Origin of the sequence: Psychromonas sp. SP041, assembly GCF_000470315.2 — a bacterium.
Taxonomy (GTDB): domain Bacteria; phylum Pseudomonadota; class Gammaproteobacteria; order Enterobacterales; family Psychromonadaceae; genus Psychromonas.
In genome coordinates this window covers 1-12,716 of sequence record NZ_CBRF02000014.1, presented here as the reverse complement: position 1 = coordinate 12,716, position 12,716 = coordinate 1, and the positions used below count along the sequence as shown (strand labels likewise).

At 37.1% G+C, this 12,716-nt stretch carries 9 protein-coding genes; 6 read left to right on the top strand and 3 right to left on the bottom strand.

All coding sequences use genetic code 11. From position 1 onward, the window contains the following. Positions 1-102: 102 nt before the first annotated feature. Complete coding sequence (pflA, locus tag SP041_RS09455; protein ID WP_025565092.1) at positions 103-843, top strand: pyruvate formate lyase 1-activating protein; 741 nt, start codon at positions 103-105, stop codon at positions 841-843. A gap of 160 nt (positions 844-1,003) precedes the next feature. After that, the gene (gene rlmA / locus SP041_RS09450; RefSeq protein ID WP_025565091.1) at positions 1,004-1,819 is read left to right on the top strand and encodes a 23S rRNA (guanine(745)-N(1))-methyltransferase; all 816 of its coding nucleotides are present in this window, start codon (positions 1,004-1,006) and stop codon (positions 1,817-1,819) included. 38 nt (positions 1,820-1,857) lie between these two features. On the opposite strand, the gene yfbV is transcribed toward rlmA, so the two are convergent. Next, entirely contained in the window at positions 1,858-2,307 is a 450-nt protein-coding gene (gene yfbV, locus SP041_RS09445) for a terminus macrodomain insulation protein YfbV (RefSeq protein WP_025565090.1), read from the bottom strand. A gap of 352 nt (positions 2,308-2,659) precedes the next feature. Here yfbV and SP041_RS09440 point away from each other — a divergent pair, with 352 nt between their 5' ends. The 3 genes from SP041_RS09440 to SP041_RS09430 all read left to right on the top strand — a co-directional run bounded on the left by SP041_RS09440 (position 2,660) and on the right by SP041_RS09430 (position 6,905). Beyond that, the gene (locus SP041_RS09440) at positions 2,660-3,859 is read left to right on the top strand and encodes an acetate kinase (RefSeq protein WP_025565089.1); all 1,200 of its coding nucleotides are present in this window, start codon (positions 2,660-2,662) and stop codon (positions 3,857-3,859) included. Between the two features lie 60 nt (positions 3,860-3,919). Then, a complete protein-coding gene (pta, locus tag SP041_RS09435; RefSeq protein WP_025565088.1) occupies positions 3,920-6,085 on the top strand; it encodes a phosphate acetyltransferase in 2,166 nt (721 codons plus the stop codon). 229 nt (positions 6,086-6,314) lie between these two features. Next, on the top strand, positions 6,315-6,905 hold the full coding sequence (locus SP041_RS09430) for a hypothetical protein (protein WP_025565087.1): 591 nt from the start codon (positions 6,315-6,317) through the stop codon (positions 6,903-6,905). Positions 6,906-7,263: 358 nt separating this feature from the next. On the opposite strand, the gene SP041_RS09425 is transcribed toward SP041_RS09430, so the two are convergent. Next, positions 7,264-8,202, bottom strand: coding sequence for a class I SAM-dependent methyltransferase (locus tag SP041_RS09425; protein WP_037049564.1), 939 nt, complete (start codon positions 8,200-8,202; stop codon positions 7,264-7,266). A 1-nt stretch (position 8,203) separates the two neighbouring features. After that, the gene (locus tag SP041_RS09420; protein ID WP_025565085.1) at positions 8,204-9,388 is read right to left on the bottom strand and encodes an AI-2E family transporter; all 1,185 of its coding nucleotides are present in this window, start codon (positions 9,386-9,388) and stop codon (positions 8,204-8,206) included. Positions 9,389-9,774: 386 nt separating this feature from the next. Here SP041_RS09420 and adhE point away from each other — a divergent pair, with 386 nt between their 5' ends. Further along, positions 9,775-12,450, top strand: coding sequence for a bifunctional acetaldehyde-CoA/alcohol dehydrogenase (adhE, locus tag SP041_RS09415; RefSeq protein ID WP_025565084.1), 2,676 nt, complete (start codon positions 9,775-9,777; stop codon positions 12,448-12,450). Positions 12,451-12,716 lie beyond the last annotated feature (266 nt).

The window sequence follows — 12,716 nt, the reverse complement described above, 5'->3', positions numbered from 1 at the left end:
ATAAAGATTTATCTGGAAATAATCATCTATATTAACTTTGAACTCTCTCGATGATAAACAGTTAGAGTTAATACAAATAATTATTTTTCATGAGGTTATAAAATGTCAGTGACTGGACGAGTACACTCGGTAGAAACCTGCGGCACCGTTGATGGGCCAGGGATCCGCTTTATCATCTTTTTACAGGGATGTTTAATGCGCTGTCAGTATTGCCATAACCGTGACACGTGGGACACAGAAGCCGGTAAAGAGATGACCGTTGAAGAGTTAATGAAAGAGCTGCTTCAATATCGTCATTATATGGAAGCTTCAGGTGGTGGCATTACTATTTCAGGTGGCGAAGCGATGCTTCAACCTGAATTTGTTTTAGCGATGTTTAAAGCGTGTCGCTTAGAAGGCATTCACACTTGTTTAGACACTAACGGCTTTGTTCGTAAAATAGATGAGACAACCAAAGAAATTCTTAATCATACTGATTTAGTATTATTAGATATCAAGCAAATGGATAATAAAAAACATATCGATTTAACCCACGTTAGTAATAAATACACGTTAGAATTTGCTAAATATTTAGCGGAGCACGATCAAGCAGTATACCTACGATATGTTGTCGTACCAGGGATTACAGACAGTCTGAAAGATGCACATTCGCTGGGTCAATTTATTCAACCGATGAAAAATATCGAAAAAATAGAAATGCTGCCTTACCATGAGTTAGGTAGACATAAATGGATTGAAATGGGTGAAATTTACCCTTTAGAAGGCGTGCATGCCCCCACCAGAGAAACAATGGTTGCCGTACAAGATGTACTCTTACAATATCATCATAGTGTTATTTTTTAACTTTTAAGTTTAATTACAACTTAAGGTTTATCTTAGACAAAACATTATTTATGACGGGTATTTTTTAACTCCTCGTCATAAATAGTCGTAATTCCTGATTAAGGCAGTGTAAACTGTCTTTCTCTTGATACTCACTTTCTATTTTAAAGCAGTAAACTCTATGACGCCTTTCATTTGTCCGCTATGCCAAAGCACATTCATGCAAACTAATAACACTCAAATTTGCCAAAATAACCATCACTTTGATATTGCAAAGGAAGGTTATCTGAATTTATTACCTGTACAGTCTAAAAGCTCTAAAAACCCAGGTGATAATCAAGAGATGATGATGGCAAGACGTGCTTTTCTGAATACCAGCGGTTATTTACCACTCGCGGAAAAAGTAGCGCAAATAAGCCAGCAATATTTAAAGGGTGTGGAAAACGCGCAAATTTTAGATTTAGGCTGTGGCGAAGGTTATTACACGAATATTATTCATCAACTACTTCCACAACATAATATCTGTGGCATTGATATATCTAAAGTGGCTATCCGTTACGCGGCTAAACGCTATAAAAAGATCCACTTTTGTGTCGCTAGTGCTTATCAAGTCCCGCTTATAGATGAAAGTGTTGATCTAATGACGCGTATTTATGCGCCTTCAAAAGCACAAGAGTTATTACGTTTAATCAGCAAAAAAGGGTATTTAATAACAGTGACCCCTGCTCCTCGACATTTGTATCAACTACGTGAAGCGATTTACGATAATGTGAATGACCATGCTCAAGAGAATGAAGCAGTAACAGGGTTTACAAAAGTAGAGCAAATAAGACTCAATTATGAGCTAATGATTGACCAAACTCAGCAATTAAAAGATCTGATCAACATGACTCCCTTTGCTTGGAAGTTTACGCCTGAAAAGCTAGCCGATTTGCTTAGCTTATCTCAATGGAAGATAGAGTGTGATTTCAATATTGAAATCTTTCAAAAAGATTAAATCGACTTATTAAATTAACTCATTAACGCATTAACGCATTAAATCAGTTCATTATTATATAAAAAATTATCGCCTCCTTTTCTAAACCCTTTATTTAACAACTTAGCAAGATCGATAAACCGAGGTTTGTCGATCATTACTTGCTGACCTAACTGTTTACCATTTAAGACTTCCGCAATTTCAACATACCAAGTAAATAATTGTGGTGAAAGTATTTGTTGAGATCGCTTACCAAGCCATAAAAGACAATGCACTGGTAACCCAATCAAAAATAAAATAAAAGTAGCCGTACTCGCCCAAGAAAAATAAAGGGGGAAAATAATATAAAGTGATGCGACTAATACAATAAAAATTGGGAAAAGTTTAATTAATAACTGTGTATAACAAATCATTTTACTGTCTACAAATAACGAATATAGGCAGTTTTGTTTAGGCCATGTTTTTAAATATTGATCGCCTTTTTTTAATAAATCAAAAAACGTAAACAATTAAATTCTCCTCTGAAAACTTCAATAAAATCGACATACAGATAATAGTTAGTTTAATCCAAAAAATATATTTGTATTAAACTTGATTTGAAATAACTTTTTATTCAATTGCCATTTGTAATTTTATTACATAAATGTAAGATAAAAACTATAATTTAATGTGTGTAATGTAACTAAGCAACATAAATAAGCCGAAGTAACTAAATCAAATTAACTAGATAAAAGTAACTAGACCAAAGTAACTAGGCAAAGCAAAGAAGCATTACTTAAATTGTCTCTAATTATTATACCTTAGCTTAATATCGAACCTTGTTTGATATTTTTTGTTTATTTTTACTGACTGGAATCTTACATGAGCAATAAATTAGTCCTTGTACTCAACTGTGGTAGCTCTTCGCTTAAATTCGCTGTCATCGATGCCAATAATGGTGATGAAGTCATCAGTGGTTTAGCTGAATGTTTTAACCTTCCAGATGCTCGCATCAAATGGAAGTTCAACGAAAAAAAAGAATCAACAAGTCTTCCTGAATATAGCGCTCACTCTGCAGCAATTACCTTTATTGTAGAAGAAATAATCAAAAAGGTTGAGGGTCTTGAGGCTCAATTTATTGCGGTAGGTCACCGCATCGTTCATGGCGGAGAAAAATTCACTGAGTCAGTCATTATTGATGAAGCGGTTTTAGAAGGCATTGAAGAATGTTCATCACTTGCACCGCTTCATAACCCTGCCCATGTTTTAGGCATTAAAGCGGCACAAAAAGCCTTCCCAACGTTAACTCAAGTTGCTGTATTTGACACAGCTTACCACCAAACGATGCCAGCTAAAGCTTTCTTATATGCGTTGCCATACAACCTGTATAAAGAAAAAGGCATTCGTCGTTACGGCATGCACGGTACAAGCCATTTATTTGTGACTAATGAAGCGGCAAAAGCATTAAATAAACCCGTTGAAGAAACAAACATTATCTCAGCTCATTTAGGTAACGGTGCATCGGTTACTGCCATTAAAAACGGACAATCAGTTGATACTAGTATGGGCATGACACCTCTTGCAGGTTTAGTGATGGGGACACGTTGTGGTGACCTTGATCCAAGCATTATTGAGCACCTTATTGAACGTGAAGGTTACAGCTTAAAAGGTGTAATGGACATGTTACAAAAACAAAGTGGTTTATTAGGTATCTCTGGTCTTTCAAGCGATTTTCGTGATATCGAACAGAACTACGAAAAAGGACATGAAGGTGCTATATTAGCAGTTGATATGTTCGCTTACCGCTTAGCAAAATATATCGCTTCTTATGCTGTACCACTTGGACGCATTGATGCGATTGTATTCACTGGCGGTATTGGTGAAAACTCTGTACGTATTCGTACAAAAGTGTTGGATAATTTAGCTATATTTGGTTATCAAATAGATGCAGACAAAAATAAAACTGCAATATTAGGCGGAGCTGGCATCATTACTGCTGATAACTCACCCATCGCAATGGTTATTCCAACTAACGAAGAATGGGTTATTGCGCAAGATTCAGCTAAACTTGTCTCTGCATAATTTACATTAATTTTAAGGGAGTATTAACTCCCTCTTTATGATCTATTAAAAGGAATAGTCATGGCTCGTACAATAATGCTAATACCAATCGGTTCTGGTGTCGGTGTCACTTCGGTAAGTCTTGGAATGATCCGCGCGATGGAACGCCAAGGTGTTGCCGTTAATTTCTACAAACCAATCGCACAACCTCGTCAAGGTGATCTTGGAACAGAGCGTTCTACGACAACACTACGTAACTCAAGTAATATTCTTCCCCCAGAACCTTTTGCAATGAAATATGCAGAAAACCTGATTTCATCTGGGCGCACTTCAGAATTACTTGAAAATATCGTAGAACGTTTTCGTGAAGGCACTAAAGATAGTGACGTTATTATCGTTGAAGGTTTAGTACCGACCGATAAGCATCAATTTGCTAATAACATCAACTACAGTATCGCTAAAGCACTGAGTGCAGAAATGGTATTTGTAACGCATCCAAGTAACGATACTTCGCAACAACTTAAAGAGCGCATGGAAATTGCAGTTTCTTCATTTGGCGGCAAAGAAAACAAACGCATTGCGGGTTGTATTATCAATAAAGTAGGCGCGCCTATTGATGAAAATGATAAAACAGGCGTTGATATCACTGAAGTATTTGATATTCCAGAAGCAAGCCTTAATAACAACCTGGAAGTGCTACAGATGTTTAGCAAAAGTCCGCTACCTATCTTAGGTTGTATCCCATGGAGTGCTGACTTAATTGCACCTCGTGTTAAAGACTTAGCCGTTCATTTAGAAGCAAAAATTCTAAATAAAGGTGACCTAGAAAATCGTCGTCTACATTCAGTAACATTCTGTGCTCGTTCAATTCCAAATATGGTTGAGCATTTTAAAGCAGGTTCAATGTTAGTCACTTCTGGCGACCGTAGTGATGTAATCATCGCAACGTGTCTAGCCGTAATGAATGGCATGAAGATCGGCTGTTTACTACTAACAGGCGATTACATGCCTGAAGAAGAAGTATTAAAACTGTGTAGAAGTGCAATGGATTCAGGCTTACCTGTATTACTTATAAAAAGTAATACTTGGCAGACTGCACAACGCTTACAAAACTTTAATATGGAAATTCCAGTAGATGACCTTGAGCGTATTGAAAAAGTACAAGAATATATTGCGAGTCATATCGATAAGCATTGGTTAAATACATTAACTGAAGATTCTTCATTATCTCGTCGTTTATCGCCACCAGCATTCCGTTACCACTTAACTGAATTAGCACGTAAAGCAAACCAACGTATTGTATTACCTGAAGGTGAAGAGCCACGTACAATTCAAGCTGCGGTTATTTGTGCGCAACGTGGTATCGCAAAACCTGTTCTACTAGGTAACCCTGAAGAAATTCATCGCATAGCAACACAACAAGGCATTGTCATCACTGATGAAGTTGAAATTGTTAACCCTATCGATGTAATCGAGCAATACGTAGCGCCTATGGTTGCATTACGTAAAGGTAAAGGCCTAACGGAAGTCGTTGCACGTGAGCAATTACAAGATCCTGTTGTATTAGGTACGATGATGTTAGCTGAAAGCGAAGTAGCTGGTCTAGTATCTGGTGCCGTGCATACAACAGCAAATACTATTCGTCCTGCATTACAGTTGATTAAAACGGCACCAGGCGCAAGCTTAGTATCTTCGATCTTCTTCATGTTATTACCAGACCAAGTATTAGTTTACGGTGACTGTGCAATCAACCCAGACCCAACAGCAGACCAACTAGCAGATATCGCAATTCAATCTGCAGACTCTGCGATTGCTTTTGGTATCGACCCTAAAGTAGCGATGATCAGTTACTCTACCGGTAATTCTGGTGCAGGTTCTGATGTTGAGAAAGTACGTGAAGCAACTAAAATTGCTCAAGAGCGTCGTCCTGACTTATTAATCGATGGTCCATTACAATACGATGCCGCTGTTATGGAAAATGTTGCAAAAAGTAAAGCGCCAGATTCTAAAGTAGCAGGTCAAGCAACGGTATTCATATTCCCTGATTTGAATACAGGTAATACAACATACAAAGCAGTACAACGTAGTGCTAACTTGATCAGTATCGGTCCGATGCTACAAGGTATGCGTAAACCAGTTAATGACTTGTCACGTGGTGCATTAGTAGATGATATTGTGTACACCATCGCATTAACAGCAATTCAAGCAACGCAAGCTAATGAAAAAGCGGCTTTAGCTGCAGAATAATTTTATTAATAAGCAGCGCCAGCACATTTAGATGAAGTGTTAAGTTCTGTAATAAAAGCCCCATTTACCTTTATTAAATAAAATGAAGGTAAATGGGGCTTTTTTATAACCTAATCACAGTAATTGACATTAAAAATAGTAATTTTTGATTTAAAACACTGATAAGCTGCACCCAATACATTTAAAAAATGAATCCCAAAAAAAACAATATTTATGATGGAGAGACACTGTGAAATATTTTTTATTAACGAGTTTGATATTATTAAGCTTTTTTACACAAGCAAAACAAGCAAATAGTGATTTTGGTTATAGCATGGTCATTCCAGATACTTGGTCGCCACTAACAGGACCTGAAATTAAAGAAAATCCAGAGTTATTTAACTTTGATAACGTCGATTCGGTCCCTGATTCATTATTACAACAAATCATTCCGTTGATTAGATCTGGAAAAATGGATTTTTATTTTTTACCTGATAACACCAATAATTTTGCAGACAATATCAATGTAATGAAGCAGATTGGAGAAGTGGCAACAACACCAGCAAAAATAAAAGAAACTTGTGCTGCATTCCCTGTTGAATTAAGCAAAGTTTTTCAACGAGATATCAAGCTTTATACCTGTGAAAAAGCACAAGTATCAGGCATGGATGCTCTGTATATAAAGTTTGATGGTGCATTAACAGATACAACGACGATGCAATATCATATTAAAAAATCAGAAAATGTATTTTTAATTTTTACAGCGACAGTTAAAAACAGCAGTTTTGACGATGCAGAAGCTGATATTCACCAGGCGGTTAGCACAATTAAGTTAAAGTAAGCTATAAGCTAATTGATGAAACTAATTTACCAATTTCATTTATCAAACGAAAGCCTAAAATTGAGTCGTTTAAATGAATTGGCTTATTGAAGTTATCAATAATGAGACGAATGAAGAGCTCATTATATTGGTTATAAGTTTAATGGCTATAAGTTCATTGGGTAACACAGAGTATTAAAATTAAACAATAAAAATGAAAAAGGAGCTATTTAAGCTCTTTTTTTAATTTTATTTTCAATCCTAAACAGACTATGTTTATAAGCTACCACTACCTAAAACCAATCTAAGTAATTATCTAGTCATTTATTTATCCAGATTGGTATAATTACATCGTACAACTCTTGAGGGATAAGCTCTATTATTCTGATATCTCCACTAGGACGCATTTTAAGCCTTTATCTAAGTTAATATTCGTATATTCAATAGGTGGCTTAATAACATCGATCACTTTCGCTTCAGGGCAATGTTCAGCTAACGCATCATAAATAAATTGAAAATCAAGATCTGGGCTGTTTAAGCACAATAAAGCCTGCCCACCTTTATTAAGTAACTCAGGTAAACGACGCATAATTTTTGGATAGTCACGTTGAATATTAACGCTACCCTTTTGTAAAGAAGGTGGATCAGCAATGATAATATCGTAAGGCCCTAAACGTTTTACTTTTCCCCAAGACTTAAACAAATCGTGGCCAAGGTATTTCACCTTATCTAAATCATGTCCGTTTAATCGATGGTTATCACGCCCTACTGCTAAAGCCGCTTTACTCATATCTAAATTCACAACCTGTTCAGCCCCACCCGCTAATGCAGCCGCAGAGAAAGCACAAGTATAGGAAAATAGGTTTAAAACACGCTTTCCTTCACTGTTATCTCTTAACCAAGTGCGTCCATTTTTCATATCTAAGAAAATGCCATAATTTTGGTTTTTACCTAAACTAATTTTATAAGATAATCCGTTCTCACAAGCAACATAATCACTGATAGCGTCGCCATATAACACTTCTGTAGGCGCTAAATCTCGACAACGAAATTGCACTTGAATACTCGCGACAATAAACCCTTTTTTAGTCATTTCTGCTAATAGAAATTGACTCAAATCGGCTAACCATTGCGGGCTCTCTTCCTTATAAAGGATCACTAAAATAACAGGCGACAACCAATCGATATTAACATGTTGATATTCAGGGTAACAAAACCCTCGACCATGAAATAAACGCGCCATTTCTTTATCTTGTTGTGCATCGTTGTTCGATACCGCTTTAGGAAAATGCATTTTTTCTAACAATGGTGCAAACATATTATTTTTCTTCTTTGGTAGTAGAATTAACTAAAGGTGCTAATGTGGTTTCTGATTCAGACTCTGAGTCGAGATCAGGTGTATTTTCAACAGGTAAATCAAATGAATTAGCGCAGGTTTCACCTTCTGTCGGGTTTGCCTCACAAGCTATTTCCAATGCTTCGACTTCTTCGTCAGAACTTAATAAAATAGAAAACCAACGTCCATCTTCGCTATTTTCTAAGGCTATTTTTAAAATCATAGTGAGTGGTACAGATAACAACATCCCAACCATACCTAACAACCATCCCCAGAAAATTAACGAGAGGAAGACGACCAGTGTTGATAAGCCTAAACTGCGGCCCATGAAACGAGGCTCTACCACGTTACCCATGATCATATTAACGCTGACAAATAGGCCTACTACAACGGAGGCATAACCAGCTCCCAACTGTAAAAAGGTTAAAATAACGGCAGGAACGGCCGCGATGATTGAACCAATATTAGGAATGTAATTTAATATGAAAGCGAGTAATGCCCATAACACATAGAATTGCACCCCCATTCCCCACAACACAGTACCAATAATGATGCCCGTAGCCAGACTGACAATGGTTTTGATCGCCATGTATTGATTTACCATGGTTAAAAAATGGTCTAAACGTTTTTCTGTTTGCGCTGAATCATCAAAAGCCATGTGTAATTTTTTCGGAAAGACTTTACCTTCAGCAAGCATAAACACCACGGTTAACAGCAGTAGGAATATATTACCTAATACACTGCTGAAGCCAGATAAGGTTGTTGTCACTAAATTCATTACCTTAGCGGGGTCAAAATAACCACGAACCTCATCCATTGAAATCACAATATCATGGTTTTCTAACCACCCTATCAGCCATGTAATTTGCTCTGATAGCTGCGCTTCATAAGTAGGAATCGCTTTTCTAAAGTCATTTACAGCAGCGCCGATCACCCCGCCCAAAATAATGAACAAAGAAAAGATAGTAAAAATAACCAAGGTAATTGCTACCCCTCTCGGTACTTTCTTTCCTTCGAGATAATTAATTGCAGGATTACATATAATCGCGACAAATAAAGAAAGTAAAAAAGGAACAACAATCGGTGCAGCTACTTTTATACCTGCTAGTGAAATAACTAAAGCAGAAAAATATAAAGCTGTACGTGCCGCGGTGGATGTATTAACCATTTTGCACTTTCCTTAATGGGATTATGTTCTAAATAACGTAATTAAATCGAAGTATAAAGGATAGTGAATGATTAATAAAAATTACTTAACCCTATATTTTAACCAACTGATATATAAGCATATTATAATACTATTTAAATATTTATTATTATTTTAATAATGGATTTTATAATAAATATCCACTTATTAGCGCTTATTCACCAAAAGAGACATAGATCACAAAATAAACAACACTAAGCATCACGATAAAGTGATCCTGATCAATATGACAATCTCAGATCTTCCTATAATCAAGTTGAAAGTTATTTACTAAGTCTGTTTTTAAACACACCGTTTTAATAAAGAACTTTTAAAATTTTTAAATTTATTAAACTTTGGAGAAATATATGACAGTAACTAATGTCGCAGAACTAAATGCAATGGTGGCTCGTGTAAAAGCGGCACAAAAAGAATTTGCAAACTACTCTCAGGAGCAAGTTGATAAAATATTCCGCGCCGCATCATTAGCCGCTTCTACAGCACGTATTGAACTTGCTAAAATGGCAGCAACTGAATCTGGTATGGGTATTATGGAAGATAAAGTGATTAAAAATCATTTTGCTTCTGAATTTATTTACAACAAATACAAAGACGAACTTACTTGTGGTGTCATTGAACGTAATGAAGAAGGCGGTACGATAACCATCGCTGAGCCACTAGGGATTGTTTGTGCCATCGTTCCAACGACTAACCCAACCTCTACCGCTATTTTTAAAGCACTAATCTGCCTTAAAACACGTAACGGTTGTATCTTCTCTCCACATCCACGTGCTAAGAATGCAACTAACTTCGCCGCTAAGATTGTATTAGAGGCAGCAGTTAAAGCAGGTGCGCCAGAGAATATTATTGGTTGGATTGATGAGCCTTCAGTTGAGCTTTCAAACAAACTAATGAAACATGACGATGTTAACATGATCCTTGCAACTGGTGGTCCAGGCATGGTTAAAGCAGCTTACTCTTCAGGTAAACCTGCAATCGGCGTAGGTGCTGGTAACACGCCTGTTGTTATCGATGAAACAGCCGATATCAAACGAGCAGTCTCTTCAATCTTAATGTCTAAAACATTCGATAACGGTGTTATTTGTGCATCAGAGCAAGCCGCGATTGTTGTTGAATCAATTTACGACGAAGTAAAAGCACGCTTTGCAAAATACGGTGCAGCGGTGTTAAACCAAGCTGATGCAGACAAAGTGCGTAAAGTGATGATCATCGATGGTGCGCTTAACGCTAAAATCGTAGGTCAACCTGCATACAAAATTGCAGCATTAGCAGGTGTTAAAGTACCAACGTCTACTAAAATCCTAATCGGTGAAGGCTTAGAAGCATCTTGGGATGATGAGTTTGCACATGAAAAACTATCTCCAACATTAGGCTTATTCAAAGCCAAAAACTTTGAAGATGCAGTACGTCAAGCAGGTATTGTATTAGACATAGGTGGTGTGGGCCATACGTCAGTACTTTACACAGACCAAGACGCGAACGCTGATCGTATCGCTTACTTTGGCGACAAAATGAAAACAGCACGTATTCTGATTAATACACCAGCTTCTCATGGCGGTATCGGTGACCTTTACAACTTCGAACTTGCACCTTCTTTAACACTAGGTTGTGGTTCATGGGGTGGTAATGCCATTTCAGAAAACGTAGGTCCTAAACACCTTATCAATAAAAAGATAATTGCGAAGAGAGCTGAAAATATGTTGTGGCATAAATTACCAAAATCAATCTACTTCCGTCGCGGCTGTTTACCCGTTGCGATGACTGACCTTGAAGGTAAAAAACGTGCATTAATCGTAACAGACCGTTTCCTATTCAATAACGGCTACATTGATGATTTACGTAACATCTTAAAAGAAAAAGGCATGGAAGTTGAAGTGTTCCATGAAGTAGAAGCAGACCCAACATTGGCAGTCGTAAAAGCAGGTGCTGCAGCTTGTCTGAGCTACCAACCCGATGTGATATTAGCAGTGGGTGGCGGTTCACCAATGGACGCAGCAAAAATCATGTGGGTTATGTACGAACATCCAGAAACTGATTTTGAAGACTTATCAATGCGCTTCATGGATATCCGTAAACGTATCTACAAGTTCCCTAAAATGGGTTCAAAAGCAGAACTTGTTTGTATCACAACAACATCTGGTACAGGATCTGAAGTAACACCATTTGCCGTGGTAACTGATGAAAAAACAGGTCAAAAATACCCGTTAGCAGATTACGAATTAACACCAAACATGGCGATTATTGATGCGAACTTAGTCATGGATATGCCTAAATCATTATGTGCATTTGGTGGTTATGACGCAGTGACTCACGCAATGGAAGCTTATGTTTCTGTATTAGCGAATGAGTACTCAGATGGCCATGCACTACAAGCGCTTAAAATGCTGAAAGAGTACTTACCAAGTTCATATAAAAACGGTAAGAAAGATCCTATCGCACGTGAGAAAGTACACAATGCAGCAACGATTGCAGGTATGTCATTCGCCAATGCATTCTTAGGAGTTTGTCACTCAATGGCGCATAAACTAGGTGCTGAATTCCATGTACCTCATGGTTTAGCAAACGCGTTATTGATTTCAAATACGATTCGTTACAATGCAACCAATAACCCAACTAAACAAACTGCATTCTCACAATACGATCGCCCTAAAGCACGTGCTCGTTATGCTGAAATAGCAGCGCACTTAGGTTTCACTACAGGTAACACTGAAGACAAACTTAACGCGCTATTAAACTGGTTAGAGGAATTAAAAGTTGCACTTGATATTCCATTATCTATCCAAGCGGCAGGTGTTAACGAAGCAGAATTCATGGCAAAAGTAGATGAACTAGCAGAACATGCATTTGATGACCAATGTACTGGTGCAAACCCACGTTACCCATTGATTGCAGAGCTTAAAGAAGTATTAATCGCTTCTTACTACGGTACTGCTTACGCTGACGTAATGGATGCTCCAGAAGTTGAAGTTGCAGTAAAAGAAGAGAAAAAAGTAATTAAGAAAGTTAAAGAATTAGTTAAATAATTAGTTAAATAGCTCTCTTTAAAAAAATGATTACTAAGCCTGCTTTATGCATAATACCGATCGGTTAAGGATCTAAGAAGAAAACTTGAACGATCTTGCAGATAGAACATAATCCCCACTCTTATTTAAGGTTGGGGATTTTTTTTGTTTAATCAAGAAATGGAATTGGTGTATGAATCATTTGAAAATAAAGATGCTTACGACAATGTATTAACAGCGATTGATTCTAAATGGATTGAAGAAGCATTATTTTGTACTCAAAAAGC